The sequence below is a fragment of the uncultured Sphingomonas sp. genome, assembly GCF_946477935.1.
GTDB lineage: Bacteria > Pseudomonadota > Alphaproteobacteria > Sphingomonadales > Sphingomonadaceae > Sphingomonas.
In genome coordinates this window covers 1-19,279 of the sequence record NZ_CAMLAC010000054.1, presented here as the reverse complement: position 1 = coordinate 19,279, position 19,279 = coordinate 1, and the positions used below count along the sequence as shown (strand labels likewise).

Here is a 19,279-nt window from a genome sequence, read left to right as displayed (position 1 = left end):
CTCCCCCGGCGGCTGCGCCAGCCACCGCCCCGCCGCGCGCGCCACGTCCACCCGGTGCATCCGCCGCGCGACGACCCGCGGCACCAGGAAGTTGGAGCGCAGGAACTGCGCGAGCGTGTCGCCGATGCGATCCTTGTTGCGTGGTACGATCGCGGTGTGGGGGATGGGCAGGCCGAGGGGGTGGCGGAACAGCGCGGTCACCGCGAACCAGTCGGCCAGCCCGCCGACCATCGCCGCCTCCGCAAAGGCGCGAACAAAGCCCCAGCCTGAATGCACGGGAACCAGCGACCGACTGATGAAAAAGATCGCGGCCATCGCCACCAGCAGGCCGGTCGCCACGATTCGCATGCGCACAAGAGCCGGTGGAGCGGGCTCCTTGGCCCCGGTGCGACGCAGGCGGTTCATCAGCACCGACAATCCCCGAACGGCGGGATTGTTCAAGCTGCGTATCGATCGCACCGCAATCCATCCTGTGCCAAACAGGATCCGACATCGTCAGGAGGCCGCCGTTCCCACCGCTATTCCCGCCCTGCTGCACACCGCGACCGGCGCGATCGGGCGAATGGCGGCGGCCTTGTGCGTGCTGTTGTTCGGCTATGCGCTTGCCGGCGCGATCGGTGGATCGATCCCGGCAAGCGGCACGAAACCGCCCGCTTCGACGCCGACGGTGACGATCTGGGTGGAATCGAACGGCATCCATACCGCGATCATCGTGCCGAAACAGGCGGCCGGGGTGGACTGGCGCCCGCTCTTTCCGGCGCGCGACCTCGCCGACCCGCGCTATGGCGGGCACGATCATCTCGCGATCGGCTGGGGCGAGGCGGCGTTCTTTCTGGAAACGCCGCGCTGGCGCGACATCCGGCCGGCGACGATCGCCGCGGCCGCGATCGGCAGCGACCGTTCACTGATCCATGTCGATCACCTGCCGCGCCCCCGGCCCGGGGACGGCGCACGCCCCATCCGGTTGCGCGAAGCCGACTATCGGCGGCTGGCCGACTATATCACCGCCAGTCTGGCGGCGGCGGGGCAGGTCCACCCCGGCTACGGCGCCTATGACGCCTTCTACACGGCGCGTGGTCGCTATTCCGCTCTCACGACGTGCAATGCCTGGACGGGGGCGGCGCTGCGCCATGCCGGTGTGCGCATGGGGCGGTGGACGCCCTTTCCAACCACCGTGATGTGGTGGCTGTGACGGATCAGTCGTTCGCCGCCTGATAGCCGTCATAGCCCCGGCATTCTTCCGGCTGCTTGCGGCACCGCTTCTCGTATTCGCGGCGTTCGCGACCCTCGCGAGCTTCCTTCTTGCGCATCTTGCGCCCGTAATTGCGGTCGGCCTCGTCCTGGCTTGTCGTTGTCCAGTCCACCACCTGCCCCGCCACCTGGAACGGCGCCTTCACCACGCCAACCGCGGTGCGCACGCAACCGCCGGCAATGAGCGGCACCATAAGTGCAAGACACAGAACGACTTTACGCATTCACTCAACTCCGGATCGCATCGCATCGCGCGTGGAAACACCGATTAGCGGATAGTCTGTGAAGAGTCCGTCGATTCCAAGGCGGAGGGCGGAGGCGATCTCGCCGGCCAGATCCCCATGTTCGGCTGGTGCCGTGCCGCGGCGAAAATGCGGTGTCAGAAACGCATTCTCCGCACGGAACGTCCAGGGATGGACGCGTAAAGCCGCCGCATGTGCATCGCCGACCAGCGTGGTGGCCTGGCCTTCCAAATCCCACAGCATCGCCTTGTCCGGACCGATGCCCCAGGCATAGCGGGCCACCTCCCGCAGTCCCGCAGGTGTCACCATCGCGGCATAGGACGCGGCGGCATGATCGGCGGGTGCGCCCTCCGCCGCGACCAACTGGATCAACCGCACGCCGGTTCGGGCACGCAGCCATTTCAGATTGTTCACCTCGAACGACTGGATGAAGACCGGTGCCGCCGCCGTCGTCCACTCCGCCCCTTGCAGCGCGGCGAGCAGCGGGCGATCGGTGCCCAATCCGATACCGGCGAAGTAGCTGGGATGCTTGGTTTCGGGATAAACCGCGATCGTCCGCCCCGTCTCCTTCGACCGCGTCTTGGCGAGCGCAATGATCTCATCAAAGGTCGGGATCGCCTCCTGCCCGTCATGGGCGGTGGAGCGCATCTGCGGCAGGCGTTCGCGCGCGCGCAGACGCTTCAGTTCGGCCAGCGTGAAATCCTCGGTGAACCAGCCCGTCACCGGCTGGCCGTCGATCGTCTTGGTGGTGTGGCGGTCGGCAAATTCGGGATGTTGCGCGACGTCCGTCGTCCCGCCGATCTCATTTTCGTGCCGAGCGACCAGAACGCCGTCGCGGGTTGGCACCAGATCGGGCTCGATCACGTCGGCACCTTGCGTGATCGCCAGATCATAGGCGGCGATCGTATGTTCCGGCCGCTCGCCGCTGGCACCGCGATGCGCGATCACCAGCGGGTGCGACAGCGGCTTGGAGTCGGCCATCGCATCAGCCTGCCCCGTCATTCCGGCCGCGGCAAGCAAAGTGGTGAGAGTGGTTCGCAACGGGAAACCAACATTAATCATCGCGTTTGTTCTCGGTCCTCGGGAGCTTTCCGCAATGCATTTCATGATCAATGGTCAATCGCATGACATCGACGTCGATGTCCGCACCTCGCTGCTCGACCTGTGTCGGGAGCATCTGGGCCTGACCGGCTCGAAAAAGGGATGCGATCATGGCCAGTGCGGGGCATGCACGATGCTGGTCAACGGCCGGCGGATCAACTCCTGCCTGTCGCTGGCGGTGATGCACCAGGATGACGAGATCACTACGATCGAGGGACTGGGCCAGCCCGGTGACTTGCACCCCCTGCAGGACGCGTTCGTGCGGCATGACGGCTATCAGTGCGGCTATTGCACCCCCGGCCAGATCTGCTCGGCGGTCGGCATGCTGGACGAGGCCAAGAAGGGCTGGCCCTCGCATGTCAGCGCGAACCTGAGCGACGCGGACCTGAGCGACGAGGAAATTTCCGAGCGGATGAGCGGCAATCTGTGTCGCTGCGCCGCCTACCCCAACATCGTCGATGCAATTCGCGAGGTTGCCGGCAAGGGCAGCCGCGATCCCAACGCCGAAGTGGGCAAGGAGGTCGCAGCATGAAGCCCTTCGCCTATGAACGCGCCGACAGCGCCGAGATCGCGGTGCGCGAGGCCGGATCGGCCGGCGCCAAGTTCATCGCGGGTGGCACCAACCTGCTCGACCTGATGAAGTTGCAGATCGAGACGCCGCAAACGCTGGTCGATATCAGCCGCCTGCCGCTCTCCGATATCGAGGAGCGCGAGGATGGCGGGCTGACGATCGGCGCGCTGGTCCCAAACAGCGATCTGGCCGCCGATGCGCGGGTGATCGAGCGCTATCCGGTGCTGTCGCGCGCGCTGCTGGCCGGCGCCAGCGGCCAGTTGCGCAACAAGGCATCGACGGGCGGCAATCTGCTCCAACGGACGCGCTGCTATTATTTTTACGACACCGCTATGCCGTGCAACAAGCGTGAGCCCGGCACCGGCTGTTCGGCGCGCGACGGGTTCAACCGCATCCTCGCGGTACTCGGCACCTCGGAAAGCTGCATCGCGACGCATCCCAGCGACATGGCGGTGGCGATGCGGGTGCTGGATGCGACGATCGTGACGCTGAAGGCGGATGGCGATCGCCGGCGGATCGCGATCGACGACTTCTACCGCCTGCCCGGGGACACGCCGCATATCGAGACGGTGCTGGAGACGGGCGAACTCATCACGCATATCGAACTGCCCGCGCCTGCAAAGGGCAAACAGCTTTACCGCAAAGTGCGCGACCGCGCCTCCTATGCGTTCGCGCTGGTCTCTGTCGCAGGCGTGGTCGAGGTGGCGGACGGCCGTATCGCCAGCGCCGCGCTGGCATTCGGTGGCCTCGGCCCGATGCCGTGGCGCGATCCCGCGGTGGAGGCCGCGCTGGTCGGCAAGGCGCCCGATGACACCGCGTTCAACGCCGCAGCCGACGCGCTGCTGGCGAACGCCAGGGGCTATGGCAGCAACGATTTCAAGATCCCGCTCGCCCGTCGCACGCTGATCGCGACGCTGCGTGAGCTGACGGAGGCATGAGCATGTTCGGCAATTCCGACACCAAATCGCTGACGATGAATCAGCCCTATCCGGACAGCCTGCTCGATACGGGCGTGCAGGGCGTGATCTCCAAGCCGCTCGACCGGGTGGACGGGCCCTTCAAGGTTTCCGGCACCGCCACCTATGCTGCGGAATACGACATTCCCGGTGCCGTGCACGGCGTCCTCGTTTCCGCCAAGATCGGTCACGGCGAGGTATTGTCGATCGACATCGATGCGGCAAAGGCGATGCCGGGCGTGATCGACGTCATCACCGATTACGATTCCTTTCTGCGCAACGCGCAGCAGGGTGGCGAGACGAAGGCGCCAACCCAGGGCGTGAAGACGGTCGATTATTTTGGCCAGATCGTCGCGATCGTGCTGGCCGAAACCTTCGAGGCGGCACGCGAGGCCGCGCTGTCGATCCCGGTGGAGTATGACTACAAGTCTGGCGTCTACAATTTCGAGGCGCACAAGGACGAAGCGCACAAGCCGCCCAAGGCGATGATCCCCCCGCACTACAGCCAGGGCGATCCCGACAAGGCGTTCGACGAAGCGCCGGTGAAGGTCGATGTCACCTACATCACCCCCAGCCAGAACTCGGCAGCCATGGAGCCGCACGCGTCGATCGCGGTTTGGGAGGAAGGCGCGCTGACGCTGTACGGCGCGTACCAGATGCCGACCTCGGACGCGTCCCAGCTTGCCGATGCGCTGGGCGTGTCGAAAAACAAGGTGCGCATCGTCTCGCGCTATATCGGCGGCGGTTTCGGGTCCAAGTTGGGCATCGCGCCGGAAAGCGTCGCCGCGGCGATTGCGGCCAAGCGGCTCGGTCGCCCGGTCAAGGCGGTGATGCTGCGCCAGCAGGTCTTCGACGCCACCGTCCGCCGTTCCAATACCGAACAGCGCGTCAAGCTGGCCGCCGGGCGCGACGGGCGCATGACCACGCTGGTGCACGACTCGCTCGTCTCGAACCTGCCGGGCGAATCCTTTTTCGAACCCGTCGGCATCGGCACCCACTCGCTCTACGCCAGCGAGAATCGCCGGATCAACCATGACACGGTCGATGTGAACCTGACGCTGTCGGGCTCGATGCGCGCACCGGGCGAGGCGGTCGGCATGGTCGGCGTCGAATGTGCGATGGACGAACTGGCCGAGGCGCTGGGGATGGACCCGATCGAGCTCCGCCGGATCAACGATCCCGAACAGGACCCGGAAAAGCAGGTCCCCTTTTCGTCGCGCAAGCTGACCCAGTCGATGGACGAGGGTGCGCGCCGCTTCGGCTGGGAGAAGCGTAACGCGGTACCCGGATCGCGGCGCGAGGGCGATTGGCTGATCGGCATCGGCATGGCGGCCGCCACCCGCAACAACCAGTTGCAGCAATCCTCCGCCAAGGCCGAGATCCATCCCGATGGCAGCGCTACGGTCGCCTCCGCGATGACCGATATCGGCACGGGCAGCTACACGATCATGGCGCAGATCGCGTCCGAAATCCTGGGCATCCCGGTCGACCGCATCACGATGAAGCTAGGCGACACCAACGATCCGCCCGCGGCGGGTTCAGGTGGGTCCTGGGGCGCGGCCTCGGCCGGCTCGGCCGTGTATCTGGCCTGCGAATTGCTGCGCGAGAAGCTGGCCAAGGCGATGGAGGTCGATCCCGCCGACCTGACGCTGAAGGACGGGCAGGCGATCGGCGGCAACCGACAGGTAGCGATCGCCGAACTCGTCGGCGACGGCATCGAGGCGACGGGCGAGATCAAGCCCGGCAAACAGGAAAAGACGCACACCCAGGCCAGCTACGGCGCGCATTTTGCCGAGGTCGGCGTCAACGTCGTCACCGGCGAGGTCCGCGTGCGGCGTATGCTCGGCGTGTTCGCGGCCGGCCGCGTGCTGAATGCAAAAACCGCACGGTCGCAGTGCCTGGGCGGCATGACCTTCGGCATCGGCACCGCGCTGACCGAGGAGTTGATCCACGACACCCGCAACGGCAAGCTGGTGAACCATGATCTCGCCGAATATCATGTCCCGGTGAACGCCGACGTGCCCCAACTGGAGGTACATTTCCTCGACGAGCGCGACATCCACGCCAATCCGATCCATGCCAAGGGCATCGGCGAGCTCGGCATTTCGGGCGCCGCGCCGGCGGTGGTGAACGCGATCTACAACGCGACCGGCATCCGCGTGCGCGATCTGCCGATCACGCTGGACAAGCTGCTGGACGGACTGCCAGCGGTCTAAGACACCGTTATCCCGTTTCGCGCGGACCGGGACGGATTATGACAGGATGACCCTTCCCCCTCCATGGGGGAGGGGCCAAGGAATATAGATGGCCGAAAACGACTCCGTCCTCTCCGCCGCCCGCGCCTGGAAGGGCGAGCCGATGGCCATCGCCACCGTGGTGTCCACCTGGGGATCGGCACCGCGCCCCCGTGGCAGCCACATGATCGTCCACGCCGATGGCCGGTTCGAGGGGTCGGTGTCCGGCGGCTGCGTCGAAAGCGACATTCTGCAAACCGCGGCCGAGGTGATCGCCGGCGCCCCCTTCCAGGTCAAACGCTACGGCATTGCCGATGCTGCGGCATGGGAAGTGGGGCTGCCCTGCGGTGGTGAGATCGCGGTGATGGTGCAGCCCGTCTCCGCAGAGGGTTTCGATCCCGAACTGTTCGACCGGATCGCGGAGGCGCGCGAGGATGGCCGGTCGCTCACCGTCACCACCGACCTCGCCACCGGCCATGCCGATCTGCGCCCTGTCGAAACGGGCGAGATCTTCGCCAACCGCTACGATCCACCCCGCCGCCTGCTGATCGTCGGCGCCGTCCAGATCGCACAGAGCCTGGCAGCCCTTGCCGCGACACTGGGCATCGCGACGGTGGTGATCGACCCACGCGGGCGCTTTCTGACCGAGGAACGCTTCCCCGGCGTCACGCTGGACGATCGCTGGCCGGACGAGGCGATCGCGGCATGGCGCCCCGGCCCCGCCACCGCCGTCGTCACGCTCAGCCACGACATCAAGATCGACGATCCCGCCCTGATCGCGGCGCTTGCCAGCGACGCGGCCTATGTCGGCGCGCTGGGCAGCCGGCGCAGCCACGCCGCCAGGCGGGAGCGTCTGGCCGCAGCTGGTGTCGCGCCCGACGCCATCGACCGTATCGACGGCCCCGTCGGGATCGACATCGGCGCGATCGGCCCGTCCGAAATCGCGCTGTCGATCGCGGCCGCCATGGTGGGGGCGTTCCATGATCGCCGCTGAAGACGCCGTCCTCGTCCTGCTCGCCGCCGGCCGGTCCGATCGCTTCGGGCTGGAGAACAAGCTGGAGGCGGAATTTCTTGGCAAGCCGGTCGGCTTTCACGTCACCACTGCGCTGGAGGCGATCCCGTTCAAGGCGCGGGTCGCGGTGATCGACGGATGCCGGCTCGATTTCGCCGACCGCGGCTACCGCGTGATCCATAACGACGCGGTCGCGCAAGGCATGTCGCACTCGCTTCGCCTCGGCATCGCCTTCGCCCAGACGCTGGATGCCAGGGCGGTGGTGATCGCGCTGGCGGACATGCCCCGCGTCACCGCCACCCATATCTACCGCCTGCTCGACACCGCCGAGGGCGATGATGCGGTGGTGGTATCCAGCAACGGCGAACATCCCACCCCGCCGGGCGTGTTCGGCCGGGGCCAATTCGACACGCTGATGCAGTTGCAGGGCGACGAAGGCGCCCGCAAGCTGGTCGCCGCCGGCAGCCATGTCGTGACCACCCCGGCCGAGTTGATCGACATCGACACGCCGGACGATCTGGAACGCCTGCGCCAGCTCGTCCACGCGCCCGAGCGCATGATCACTCGTGGCGCAGCGCGTCGATCGGATTGAGCGCCGCGGCGCGCCGCGCCGGGAAATAGCCGAAGACAACGCCGATCACCGCCGAGATGGCGAACGCGATCATGTTGATCTGCAGATCGAACGTCCATGGCACCTGCATCAGCGGCGCCAGCGCCAGGATGATGAGCTGCGCCAGCACCAGCCCGACGATCCCGCCCAGACACGACAGCGCCACCGCCTCGACCAGAAACTGCATCAGCACCTCGCGCGCTACTGCCCCGATCGCCAGCCGGATACCGATCTCGCGCGTCCGCTCGGTCACCGACACCAGCATGATGTTCATGATGCCGATGCCCCCCACCACCAGACTGATCGCCGCCACCGCCGCCACGATCCGCGTCAACAGCGTCGTCGTCCCCGTCAGCGTGTCGGAAATCTGCTTGGTATCGAAGATGTTGAAGTCATCGTCCTTGCCGCCCCCGATGTTGCGCCGCTCCCGCAACAGGTCGGTAAGCGATGCCTGCACCGCTGCGGTGGAATAGGCCTGGTCGACGCCGATCAGCATCAACTGGATGTCGCGGTTGCCGGTAAAGCGGCGCTGCACCGCCTTGATCGGCATGATGACAACATCGTCCTGATCGCCGCCAAAGCCCGCCTGCCCGCGCGTGGACAGCACGCCGATCACGTCGCAACTGATGTTGCCGACACGGAAGCGCTGGCCCACCGCCTCGCCGCCGCGAAACAGGTTGGTGCGCACGGTATTGCCGATGATGCACACCGCCTTGCCCGCTTCCTCCTCCGCCGGTGTCCAGTAGCGCCCTGATACCAGCGGCCAGGGTTGCACCTTGAACACGTCGCTAGTGGTGCCGCGTACCGTGGTCGACCAGTTCGCACCCTCGTAGATCGCCGTCACCGACGACGACGCCTGCGGGGCGACCCCGGTGACGCCGGCGATCTGGTTCTTGATCGCCTCCACATCCTCGGGCTTGAAGTCGGGCGGGCGCGGCCCGCCGCCACCCCGGCCGAAGCCCTGGCCAGGCCGCAATTGCAGGATGTTGGTGCCCAGCGCGGATATCTGCTGCTGCACGGCCGATGTCGTCGCCTTGCCCAGCGTGACCATGGTCACCACCGCACCGACACCGATGACGATGCCCAGGATGGTCAGGAACGAGCGCAACAGATGCCGTCGGATCGACCGGATCGCGAGGGTCAGCGTGGTACCGAACATTATTCACCCCCCTCCCGCCAGCGGGAGGGGGAATCGTCCGGCATCGTGCCTTGGGCATGCTGCGCCTCGATCCGCTCGACCAGCCCGTCCTTGAAATGGACAACGGTGCGCGCAAACGCCGCCATGTCTGGCTCATGCGTCACCATCAGCACGGTGATGCCGCTGTCGCGGTTGAGGCCGGTCAGCAACTGCATGATCTCCACCGACCGCTCCGAATCGAGGTTGCCCGTCGGCTCGTCGGCCAGCAGCACGTCCGGACTGGTCACGATCGCCCGCGCGATCGCCACGCGCTGCTGCTGCCCGCCGGACAGTTCGGCCGGCGTATGGTCCCACCAGTCCGCCAGCCCGACCTTGTCGAGCGCGGCCATTCCCATGTCGCGCCGCGTCTTGCGATCCTCCCCGCGGTAGAGCAGCGGCAGCTCGACATTCTCCAGCGCGGAGGTGCGGCTGAGCAGGTTGAAGCCCTGGAACACGAAGCCGAGATATTGCCGACGGAGCAGCGCGCGCTGGTCGCGGTCCAGCGTCTCGACATGATGGCCTCGGAACAGGAAGGTGCCGCCGCTGGGTACGTCCAGGCACCCCAATATGTTCATCGTGGTCGATTTACCCGACCCCGACGGTCCCATCACCGCGACGAAATCGCCAGCCGCGATATCCAGATCGACGCCTTTCAGCGCCTGGAACTGCGTCGCGCCCATGCCATAGGTCTTGGTGACGCCGCGCAGCGAGATGAGCGGTGCGTTACTGGCCACCGCCCCCTCCCTGCCGCCGCTGGCCACCACCGCGGCGCTGGCCGCCCGCATCGTCGCCGCCGCTGGCAAGCTGCCCGGTGATCACCTGCATGCCGGGCTTCAGCTCGCCGCCGGTCACCTCGGTCATGCTGCCGTTGGTGTCGCCGGTCACGATCTGCACCGGCTGCGGCTGGCCATCGCCGCCGCGGACATAAACGGTCTGTGTCGCGCCGCGCCCCACGGTGGCGGTGCGGGTCGGCCGATCGCGGCGCGGGCGGAAGGTCAGCGATCCGGCAATGCCACCGCCCTGATCGCCGCCGGCGCCGCTGGTCGGCTTGAAACGTAACGCGGCGTTGGGGACGAGCAGCACATTCTGCTTGTCGGAGGTGACGATATCGGCCGTCGCGGTCATGCCGGGGCGCAGTTGCAACGTCGGGTTGGCGACCGTCAGGTCCGCGGCATAGCTGACCACCTGGTTGGTCGTCGTCGTCGTGGTCGTCGATGACGAGGCGGTGGCCGCGCTGACCGTCAGGTTCGATCCCAGATCGACGCGCGTGATCTTCGCCGGAAAGGTACGACCAGGAAAGGCATCGACGGTGAAGTTCGCCTTCTGCCCCACCTGCACCGCACCGACATCGGCCTCGTCGATCGCGACCTCCAGCTTCATCTGGGTCAGGTCTTCGGCGATCACGAACAGCGTCGGCGTGTTGAACGATGCCGCCACCGTCTGGCCGGGATCGACCTGCCGCGCCAGCACCACGCCCGATACCGGCGAGCGGATGATCGCGCGCGCGCGCTGCGTCTGCGACTGTGCCAGTTGCGCGCGGGCGGCGGCGACATTGGCCTCCGCCACACGCAGCGCCGCTGCCGCACGCTGCGCATCGGCACGCCCGGCCTGCAGCTCGGTGCCAGACGGCACCCGCCCCTTGGACAGCCGGTACACCTCTTCCAGACGGGCAAGCTGCGCCTGCGATTCCGACAGGGTGGCGCGCGCCTGTGCCACCTGCGCCTGATTGGCGTTCAGCGTCGCCTGGCCGGCGCGGATCTGGTCATCGATCTGTTCGGGATCGATCAGCGCCAGCGCCTGGCCTGCGGTCACGCGGTCGTTCACGTCCACCACCACGCGGGTGACGAGGCCCGATAGCTGCGAGCCGACCGTGACCTGATTGGTCGGCGCCAGCTTGCCCGTCGCCGAGACGGTCACCGTCAGATTGCCGCGACTGACCGGTGCGGTCGCATATTGCGGCGCATCCGATCCACCCAGGCAGTTCTTGAGCAGCAGGAGGAGCAGCACGACGCCGACCGCCACCGCACCCCAGCTTACCCATCGCCGCCAGCGCGGCTGCGGCTTCATCCCCAGGAAATTGTCGAGCGCTTCGTCGGCCATCAGGGGTTCCCGGTGGTGGAAAGGGTGGTGCCGGCGCGCGGCGCCTCGGGCGTCACTTCGGCATCCCAGCCGCCGCCCAGCGCCGCGAACAGGGTGACCAACGCGGTGGCCGCGTCGCTGCGCGCGCTCGCCTCGCTGTTGCGTGCGTTGAACAGCGCCGCCTCCTGCTGCGACAGGGTGGTGAAATCGGTCAGGCCGGATCGATACTGGCTGCGGCTGAGGATCGCGGCGTTGTTGGCCGCATCCAGCGCGACCGCGAACTCACGTTCGCGCGCGCGGGCGGTGTTGAGCGCGACCACCGCGACCTCGACATCCTCCAGCGCGTTCAGCACCGTGCCGCGATAGGCGGCCAGCGCGCCGTCCGCCGCCGCTTCGCTTGCCCGCACCCGGCTGCGCAACTGGCCGCCGTTGAAGATCGCCTGGGTCAGTCCGGCGAACAGGCTGCCGGTGATCGCCTCGCCGATCGAACCGATGCTGGTCGCGTTGGTGTTCAGGTTGCCGCTGATCGCCAGCGCCGGATAGAGCGCGGCCTTGTCCACGCCGATCTGCGCGGTGGCGGCGGCCAGGTTGCGTTCGGCGGCGCGCACGTCGGGGCGCCGGCGCAGCAGGTCGGCGGGCAGGCCGACGCCGACCGCGGCGGGCCCCTGCGGGATCGGACGCGCCGCCTCCAGCCGCCCCTTCAACGCGCCCGGCGCCTGTCCGGTCAGCACGCCCAGCCGCGACACCGCCGCATTATACTGCTGCTCGAGCGCCGGTATCGTCGCCGCCGTCTGCGCCCGCTGCCCCCGCGCCTGCTCATTATCCAATGAAGAAACCAGCCCCGCCTGCACGCGGAAACCGGCAATCTCCAGATTATCGTCCTGCAAGGCCAGGCTCGCCCGCGCATTGGCCAGTTGCGCCTGATACAGCCGCGCGAGCACGTAATTGCGCGCCGTTTCGCTCTCGACCGTCAGCAGCGTCGCGGCATAGTCGAAGCCGGACGCCTCATATTGCGCGCGCGTCGCCTCGACGGTGCGACGCACCTCGCCGAACAGGCCGAGCTGGTACCGCGCGGACAGACCCACGGTATAGGCATTGCGGCCGCCGCCGCCGGTATCAACCACCGTGCCATCGGGCAGCGTGAAAGACCGCCCGCCGCCCACCACATTCTCGTTGCGCTGATACCCCGTGGATCCCGACACGGTGGGCAGCAGGGAGGCGCGGCTCTGCACCAGGCTTTCGCGGGCCTGCCGCAACCGGGCGACCGCCTGCGCGACATCCGTATTGGCCGCAGCGGCCTGCTCGACCAGTTCGCCCAGCAATGGATCGTCGAAGCGCCGCCACCAGCGCGTCAGGTCCGCGACCTCGGCCTGGGTGGCGGGCACCGACCACCCATCCGGCACGCCCAGTTCGGCGGGCGCCGCGGGCCGATAATCGGGGCCGACGGTGCAGCCGGCAAGCGCCAGAGGCGCGAGGAACAGAGCACGAGCGCGGAACATGGGGCGGAGGGATGCGGCATCGCCCCGCCCGGCGTCCAGCATTATTATGTCGCAACCTGTGTCATGCCCGAAATGCGGGGGCCTATTCCAGCTCCAGGATCACCGCGTCCACCGCCAGGCTGTCGCCCGTCCGCGCGCTCACCGCCTTCACCGTACCGCTCTTGGCCGCGCGCAGGATATTCTCCATCTTCATCGCTTCGACCACCGCCAGCGCCTGCCCCGCCTCGACCCGGTCACCCTCGGCGACATCGAGCCGCACCAGCAGGCCCGGCATCGGTGCGATCAGGAAGCGCGACAGGTCCGGCGCCACCTTCTCGATCATGTGCCGCGTCAGCGCCCCCGCATGCCCCGGCACCACCCGAACGTCATGCGCCGCCCCGCGCGTCGACAGGCGCCAGCCACGTCGCGTCCGGCCGAGCCGGATGGTCAGCGCATCCGGCGCGTCCACCGTGACGATCCGGTCGCCCGGCGTATATTCCATCTCCAGTTCGACGGGGTCGCCGTCCACCGTCACCGCATCGGTATCGACGACGACATGGCGATCCTCGCCACCGATCCGCACGCGCCATTCGCCCGGCGGCGGCAGACGGCGGCCGAGCTGCCCATCGATCCGCCGCGCCCGGTCTGCCTCAGCCGTCGCGACGAATGCGGCGACCGCAGCCAGGATGCGCAACAGTTCCGGTTCGGCCGGCGCCCCGTGGAAACCCTCGGGATATTCCTCGGCGATGAAGCCGGTGGTCAGCGCGCCGTCGCGGAAACGCGGATGCTGCATCAGCGCGGACAGGAAATCCAGGTTGGTGCCCGGCCCTTCGATATGGAAGCCGTCCAGCGCCGCTACCTGCGCATCGATCGCGCCCTCGCGCGTCGGCGCCCAGGTCACCAGCTTGGCGATCATGGGATCGTAGAACATGCTGACCTCGCCGCCCTCGGCAACGCCGTCATCGATGCGCACGCGACCCGCTTCTTCCTCCACCGGCTCGGGCGTCTGGTAGCGCACCAGTCGGCCGATGCTGGGCAGGAAGCCGCGATAGGGGTCTTCGGCATAGACACGCGTTTCCACCGACCAGCCGTTCAGTGTTACATCGTCCTGCCCGAACGCCAGCCGCTCGCCGGCGGCGACGTGGATCATCTGCTCGACCAGATCCAGCCCGGTGATCTCCTCCGTCACCGGATGCTCGACCTGAAGCCGTGTGTTCATTTCCAGGAAGTAGAAGCTCTCGCCAGTCGGGTCGGCGCCCGACACGATCAGCTCCACCGTGCCCGCCGAATAATACCCGACCGCACGCGCCAACGCGACCGCCTGCTCGCCCATCGCGCGGCGCATGTCGGGGCTGACGAAGGGCGACGGCGCTTCCTCGACCACCTTTTGGTGGCGACGCTGCACCGAACATTCCCGCTCGCCGAGATAGAGGATATTGCCATGCTGGTCGCCCAGCACCTGGATCTCGATATGGCGCGGGTCCTGGATGAACTTCTCGATGAACACGCGGTCATCGCCGAAGCTGGCCAGCCCTTCGCGCTTCGTCGCCTCGAATCCCTCCCGCACGTCCGCCTCGCTCCAGGCGAGCCGCATGCCCTTGCCGCCGCCGCCGGCGGACGCCTTCATCATCACCGGATAGCCGATCTCGCCGGCGATGCGGACCGCATGCTCGGTATCGGCGATCTCGCCCAGGAAACCGGGGACGACGTTCACGCCCGCTTCCTTCGCCAGCTTCTTCGATTCGATCTTGTCGCCCATCGCCGCGATCGCATTGGGCGGCGGGCCGATGAACGCGATCCCCGCCTCGGCACAGGCCCGTGCGAAGCTCTCCCGCTCCGACAGGAAGCCATAGCCGGGATGGATCGCATCCGCCCCCGTTTCCCTGGCCGCCAGCAGGATCAGCTCCGCCTTCAAATAGCTTTCCGCCGCAGGCGCCGGCCCCAGGCGCACGCTCTCGTCCGCCAGCATCACGTGCGGGCTACGCGCATCGGCATCCGAATAGACCGCCACCGTCGCGATGCCCATCGCCCGCGCGGTACGGATGACGCGGCACGCGATCTCGCCGCGATTGGCGATCAGGATCTTCTTGAACATGCGAACTCCCCTCCCGCTTCGCGGGAAGGGCCTGCCCGCTGAGCGTTGTTATGATTTGCCCCCTCCCGCCGAACGGGAGAGGGATTCGGATCACTCCGCGGCGACGCGCATCGGCTCTTCGCCCGCCATCGGCGACAGGCCCAGCTTCGCGAACAGCGCAGCGTCCGCGCTGTCGCCAGCGTTGCCCGCCGTCAGCAGCTTGTCCCCGGTGAAGATCGAATTGGCACCGGCCATGAAGCACAAGGCTTGCGTCGCCTCCGACATGCTCTCGCGCCCTGCCGACAGGCGCACCATGCTCAGCGGCATGGTGATGCGTGCCACCGCCACGGTGCGGACGAATTCGATATCGTCGATCTTGGCCATCGGCGTATCGGCCAGCATGTCGCCCAGCACGGTGCCCTTCACCGGCACCAGCGCGTTCACCGGCACGCTTTCCGGGTGGCGCGGCAGGGTGGCAAGCGCATGGACGAAGCCGACCCGATCGCCGCGGCTCTCGCCCATGCCGACGATCCCGCCGCAGCACACCGAAATCCCCGCGTCGCGCACATGGCCCAGTGTCTGCAACCGGTCCTCGAAGCAGCGCGTGGTGATGACGTTGGCGTAATTCTCCGGCGAGGTGTCGATATTATGGTTGTAGTAATCGAGGCCCGCCGCCTTCAGCCGCTGCGCCTGGGGTGCGTCGAGCATGCCCAGCGTCATGCAGGTTTCCAGCCCCATCGCCTTCACGCCCTCGACCATGGCGACGACCTTGTCCATGTCGCGCTCCTTGGGCGACCGCCAGGCGGCGCCCATGCAGAAACGCTGCGAGCCCGCCGCCTTGGCCTCCGCCGCGGCGGTCAGCACCGCGTTCACGTCCATCAGCTTCTCGGCCTTCACGTCGCTTTCGGCCGAGGCGGATTGCGAGCAATACCCGCAATCCTCCGGGCAACCGCCCGTCTTGATCGACAACAGGGTGCAGAGCTGCACTTGATCGGCCGCGTGATGGCGGCGATGCACCTCGGCGGCACGGAAGACCAGTTCGGTGAACGGCAGGTCGAACAGCGCCGCAATCTCCGCGCGGGTCCAGTCTGTGCGCAAGGCCTCCGCCGGGGCGGCGGGGCGTTCGAGCGTATCGGCAATCATTCTGCAGCGTCCTGTTCGGGTGGCATATTATGTCCCAGCAGCCTCAACACTTCTTCGGCCGCTTTCACAAGGTTGGTGCCGGGTCCAAAGATCGCCTGCACCCCGGCATCGCGCAGCGCCTGGTAATCCTGCGCCGGGATCACCCCGCCCGCGATCACCTTGATATCGGGGCGCCCGGCATCCCGCAGATGACCGATCAGCTCGGGGATCAGCGTCTTGTGCCCGGCCGCCAAGCTGGACGCGCCGACCACGTCGACATCCTTCTCGATCGCCAGCGCCGCGGCCTCGTCCGGCGTCTGGAACAGCGGCCCGGACACCACGTCGAACCCCAGGTCGCCGAACATGGACGACACCAGATTGGCACCGCGGTCATGCCCGTCCTGTCCCATCTTGGCGACCAGCATCCGGGGTTTGCGCCCCAGCCGCCGTTCGGTGGCGGATACGCCTTCCTGCAACCGCACCCAGCGCACGTCTTCGCCATACGCGCCGCCATAGATGCCCTTCACCGGCACCGGTTGCGTGCCATAGCGGCCAAAGGCAACTTCCATCGCCGCGGAAATCTCACCCAGCGTCGCGCGGTGGCGCGCCGCATCCACCGCGAAAGACAGCAGATTATTCTCGTACCGGCCGGAGGCATCCAATGCCGCATTGCGCAAACGCCCAAGCGCCGCCTGGCATGCCGCCTCGTCCCGCGTTTCGCGCAACCGCGCCAGCCGCGCAACCTGCGCCTCGCGCACCGCATGATTGTCGACGTCCAGAATGTCGATCGGCGATTCCTCGCTTGATCGGTACTTGTTCACGCCGACGATCACGTCCTCGCCCCGGTCCGCCCGCGCGGCGCGCGCGGCGGCGGCTTCCTCGATCATCGCCTTGGGCCATCCCGCGTCCACCGCGCGCGCCATGCCGCCCTCCGCCTCCACCCGGTCCAGCAGCTCGGTCGCCTTCGCAACCAGTTCCTGCGTCAGCGCCTCGACATAGTAGCTGCCGCCCAGCGGATCGACGACGTGCGTGATCCCCGCCTCTTCCTGCAACACGAGCTGCGTGTTGCGCGCGATCCGCGCGGAAAAGTCGGTGGGCAGCGCGATCGCCTCGTCCAGCGCGTTGGTATGGAGCGACTGCGTGCCGCCGAACGCCGCCGCCATCGCCTCGATCGTGGTGCGGATGACGTTGGTATAGGGGTCCTGCTCCTGCAGCGACACGCCGCTCGTCTGGCAATGCGTGCGCAGCATCTTGGAGCGTTCGTCCTTCGCCCCCAGCTCGGTCATCACCCGGTACCACAGCGTGCGCGCCGCGCGCAGCTTGGCGACCTCCATGAAGAAGTTCATGCCGATCGCGAAGAAGAAGGACAGGCGCCCGGCGAACTTGTCGATGTCCAGCCCCGCCGCCATCGCGGCGCGGGCATATTCGCGGCCATCGGCGATGGTGAAGGCCAGCTCCTGCACCTGCGTCGCGCCCGCCTCCTGCATGTGATAGCCGGAGATCGAGATGGAGTTGAACTTCGGCATTTCGGCCGAGGTATAGGCGATGATGTCCGACACGATCCGCATGCTGGGCGCCGGCGGATAGATGTAGGTGTTGCGGACCATGAACTCCTTCAGGATGTCGTTCTGGATGGTCCCTTCCAGCCTGGCGCGGGGCACGCCCTGCTCCTCGCCCGCGACGATGAAGAAGGCGAGGATCGGAATCACCGCGCCGTTCATCGTCATCGACACCGACATCTGATCGAGCGGAATGCCGTCGAACAGGATCTTCATGTCCTCGACCGAATCGATCGCGACCCCTGCCTTGCCGACGTCGCCCACCACGCGCGGATGGTCCGAATCATAACCCCGGTGGGTGGCGAGATCGAACGCGACCGACAGCCCCTTCTGCCCGGCGGCGAGGTTGCGGCGATAAAAGGCGTTGGAGGCCTCCGCGGTCGAAAAGCCGGCATATTGCCGGATCGTCCAGGGGCGTCCGGCATACATGCTCGCGCGCACCCCGCGGGTGAACGGCGCGAAGCCGGGCAGGCCGGGGTCAACGGTCACATCCTCGGGGGTATAGAGCGGCTTGACCGCAATCCCCTCCGGCGTGTGCCAGGTGAGATCGGCGCCCTTGACCTCTTTCGCCGCGGTTGCGGCCCAATCGTCAAGCGTCGGCTTGTCGGCCATTACGCCTCCTGCTCCAAATATCCCGATCGCGGCGAATTGCCGCGTCATCCATGCTTATTTTGTTTCCTTAAACCGGAACAATCGTGCCGAGGCAAGCCGGGCGCGGATCACGCCCCGCGGAACGCCGGCGCCCGTTTGTTCAGGAACGCCGTGCCCCCTTCGGTCGCGTCCGCACTGCCGCGTGCGAGGCGCTGGTCGGCGGCTTCGCGTGTCATCGCCGCGGCATAGTCGCTCGAAAACCCGTCATGCAGCGCGCGTCGCATCAGCCCCAGTGCCACCGTCGGCCCCGCCGCCAGTCGCGTCGCCAGCGCCAGTGCCTCGCCATCCAGCGCATCATCGGCGACCACGCGGTGGATCATGCCCCAGTCCAGCGCACGGGCCGCCGGCACCCGCTCGCCCAGCATCATCATCTCCGCGGCGCGCGCCCGGCCGATCAGCCGCGGCAGCATCCACGAGGCACCGCCATCGGGCACCAGCCCGATATTGACGAAGGCGTGCAGGAAATAGGCGCTGTCGCTCGCCACGCAGAAATCGGCGGCCAGCGCCAGGCTGCACCCGATCCCCGCCGCGGGACCGCGCACCGCGCTGACCACCGGCACGGCGAGGTCGGCGATCGCCAGCAGCGCCGGATTGTAGCTGCGGGTCAGCGCCGCCTCGGTCGCCTCGCCCGGATCGCCCTCGCGCAGCGCAACCGCGGCCACGTCCGCCCCCGAACAGAAGCCGCGCCCCGCCCCCGCCAGCAATACCGCGCGCGCGCCCTCCAGATTGCCGAGCGCCGCGGTCAGCGCCTCGAACATCTCGGGCGACGCCGCATTCAGCCGATCGGGCCGATTTAGCGTCAGCACCAGCACGTCGCCGCGCCGCTCGCTCAGGATCATGGGCGCGCTCATGCGTGGCTTTCCATCAGTTCGACCAGCATGCCGCCGGTATCGCGCGGATGGAGGAACACGATCGGCGTGCCATGCGCGCCGATGCGCGGCTCGCCCAGCACGGTCGCGCCCTTGGCTTTCATCGCCGCGACCGCGGCCTGGATGTCGGGCACCTCGAAGCAGACATGATGCTGCCCGCCGGCCGGGTTCTTCTTCAAAAAGCCTGCGATCGGAGAGCTTTGGTCATAGGGTTCGATCAACTCGATCTGCGTGTTCGGCGCATCGATGAAACACACCTTCACCCCTTGCGCCGGCCGGTCGAACGGCTCCCC

General features: G+C 67.5%; 18 protein-coding genes. 6 read left to right on the top strand and 12 right to left on the bottom strand.

Annotated features, from left to right (window positions below; genetic code table 11):
• Window positions 1–348 (bottom strand): DUF445 family protein (locus Q0U08_RS08040; RefSeq protein ID WP_298090828.1); only part of this gene is annotated, 348 nt, incomplete at its 3' end.
• Between the two features lie 124 nt (window positions 349–472).
• Between Q0U08_RS08040 and Q0U08_RS08035 the strand changes: the two genes are divergently transcribed.
• Window positions 473–1,192 carry a TIGR02117 family protein gene (locus Q0U08_RS08035; protein ID WP_298090826.1) on the top strand — a complete coding sequence of 240 codons (720 nt, stop codon included), beginning with the start codon at window positions 473–475 and terminating at the stop codon, window positions 1,190–1,192.
• 4 nt (window positions 1,193–1,196) lie between these two features.
• On the opposite strand, the gene Q0U08_RS08030 is transcribed toward Q0U08_RS08035, so the two are convergent.
• Together Q0U08_RS08030 and Q0U08_RS08025 are read right to left on the bottom strand one after the other, a co-directional pair.
• Window positions 1,197–1,475, bottom strand: coding sequence for a hypothetical protein (locus tag Q0U08_RS08030; RefSeq protein ID WP_298090825.1), 279 nt, complete (start codon window positions 1,473–1,475; stop codon window positions 1,197–1,199).
• Window positions 1,476–2,474 carry a glycerophosphodiester phosphodiesterase gene (locus Q0U08_RS08025; protein ID WP_298090824.1) on the bottom strand — a complete coding sequence of 333 codons (999 nt, stop codon included), beginning with the start codon at window positions 2,472–2,474 and terminating at the stop codon, window positions 1,476–1,478.
• A gap of 115 nt (window positions 2,475–2,589) precedes the next feature.
• On the opposite strand from Q0U08_RS08025, the gene Q0U08_RS08020 reads away from it, so the two are divergent.
• The 5 genes from Q0U08_RS08020 (at window position 2,590) to Q0U08_RS08000 (ending at window position 7,959) form a co-directional block, all read left to right on the top strand.
• Window positions 2,590–3,126, top strand: coding sequence for a 2Fe-2S iron-sulfur cluster-binding protein (locus tag Q0U08_RS08020; RefSeq protein ID WP_298090823.1), 537 nt, complete (start codon window positions 2,590–2,592; stop codon window positions 3,124–3,126).
• The gene (locus tag Q0U08_RS08015; RefSeq protein ID WP_298090822.1) at window positions 3,123–4,103 is read left to right on the top strand and encodes a xanthine dehydrogenase family protein subunit M; all 981 of its coding nucleotides are present in this window, start codon (window positions 3,123–3,125) and stop codon (window positions 4,101–4,103) included. The genes Q0U08_RS08020 and Q0U08_RS08015 overlap by 4 nt, the downstream gene beginning before the upstream one ends.
• Complete coding sequence (locus Q0U08_RS08010; RefSeq protein ID WP_298090821.1) at window positions 4,100–6,337, top strand: xanthine dehydrogenase family protein molybdopterin-binding subunit; 2,238 nt, start codon at window positions 4,100–4,102, stop codon at window positions 6,335–6,337. The genes Q0U08_RS08015 and Q0U08_RS08010 overlap by 4 nt, the downstream gene beginning before the upstream one ends.
• A gap of 88 nt (window positions 6,338–6,425) precedes the next feature.
• Window positions 6,426–7,349: an XdhC family protein gene (locus Q0U08_RS08005; RefSeq protein ID WP_298090820.1), complete on the top strand. Its 924-nt coding sequence runs from the start codon at window positions 6,426–6,428 to the stop codon at window positions 7,347–7,349.
• On the top strand, window positions 7,336–7,959 hold the full coding sequence (locus Q0U08_RS08000; protein ID WP_298090819.1) for a nucleotidyltransferase family protein: 624 nt from the start codon (window positions 7,336–7,338) through the stop codon (window positions 7,957–7,959). Before Q0U08_RS08005 ends, Q0U08_RS08000 begins: the two co-directional genes overlap by 14 nt.
• Here Q0U08_RS08000 and Q0U08_RS07995 read toward each other — a convergent pair.
• The 9 genes from Q0U08_RS07995 to Q0U08_RS07955 form a co-directional block, all read right to left on the bottom strand.
• Window positions 7,928–9,136, bottom strand: a complete 1,209-nt coding sequence (locus Q0U08_RS07995; protein WP_298090818.1) for an ABC transporter permease — start codon at window positions 9,134–9,136, stop codon at window positions 7,928–7,930. The two genes, Q0U08_RS08000 and Q0U08_RS07995, sit on opposite strands and share 32 nt — an antisense overlap.
• On the bottom strand, window positions 9,136–9,834 hold the full coding sequence (locus Q0U08_RS07990) for an ABC transporter ATP-binding protein (protein WP_298090827.1): 699 nt from the start codon (window positions 9,832–9,834) through the stop codon (window positions 9,136–9,138). The genes Q0U08_RS07995 and Q0U08_RS07990 overlap by 1 nt, the downstream gene beginning before the upstream one ends.
• A gap of 43 nt (window positions 9,835–9,877) precedes the next feature.
• Window positions 9,878–11,254, bottom strand: coding sequence for an efflux RND transporter periplasmic adaptor subunit (locus Q0U08_RS07985; RefSeq protein WP_298090816.1), 1,377 nt, complete (start codon window positions 11,252–11,254; stop codon window positions 9,878–9,880).
• On the bottom strand, window positions 11,254–12,732 hold the full coding sequence (locus Q0U08_RS07980) for an efflux transporter outer membrane subunit (RefSeq protein ID WP_298090814.1): 1,479 nt from the start codon (window positions 12,730–12,732) through the stop codon (window positions 11,254–11,256). Before Q0U08_RS07980 ends, Q0U08_RS07985 begins: the two co-directional genes overlap by 1 nt.
• An 82-nt stretch (window positions 12,733–12,814) precedes the next feature.
• Window positions 12,815–14,806 carry an acetyl/propionyl/methylcrotonyl-CoA carboxylase subunit alpha gene (locus Q0U08_RS07975; RefSeq protein WP_298090812.1) on the bottom strand — a complete coding sequence of 664 codons (1,992 nt, stop codon included), beginning with the start codon at window positions 14,804–14,806 and terminating at the stop codon, window positions 12,815–12,817.
• A gap of 90 nt (window positions 14,807–14,896) precedes the next feature.
• Entirely contained in the window at window positions 14,897–15,928 is a 1,032-nt protein-coding gene (bioB, locus tag Q0U08_RS07970) for a biotin synthase BioB (protein ID WP_298090810.1), read from the bottom strand.
• A complete protein-coding gene (gene scpA, locus Q0U08_RS07965; protein WP_298090808.1) occupies window positions 15,925–18,078 on the bottom strand; it encodes a methylmalonyl-CoA mutase in 2,154 nt (717 codons plus the stop codon). Before scpA ends, bioB begins: the two co-directional genes overlap by 4 nt.
• Before the next feature lie 107 nt (window positions 18,079–18,185).
• Complete coding sequence (locus Q0U08_RS07960) at window positions 18,186–18,968, bottom strand: enoyl-CoA hydratase-related protein (RefSeq protein WP_298090807.1); 783 nt, start codon at window positions 18,966–18,968, stop codon at window positions 18,186–18,188.
• Window positions 18,965–19,279: VOC family protein (locus Q0U08_RS07955; protein WP_298090805.1), on the bottom strand; the 315-nt coding region annotated here is incomplete at its 5' end. The genes Q0U08_RS07960 and Q0U08_RS07955, both read right to left, overlap by 4 nt.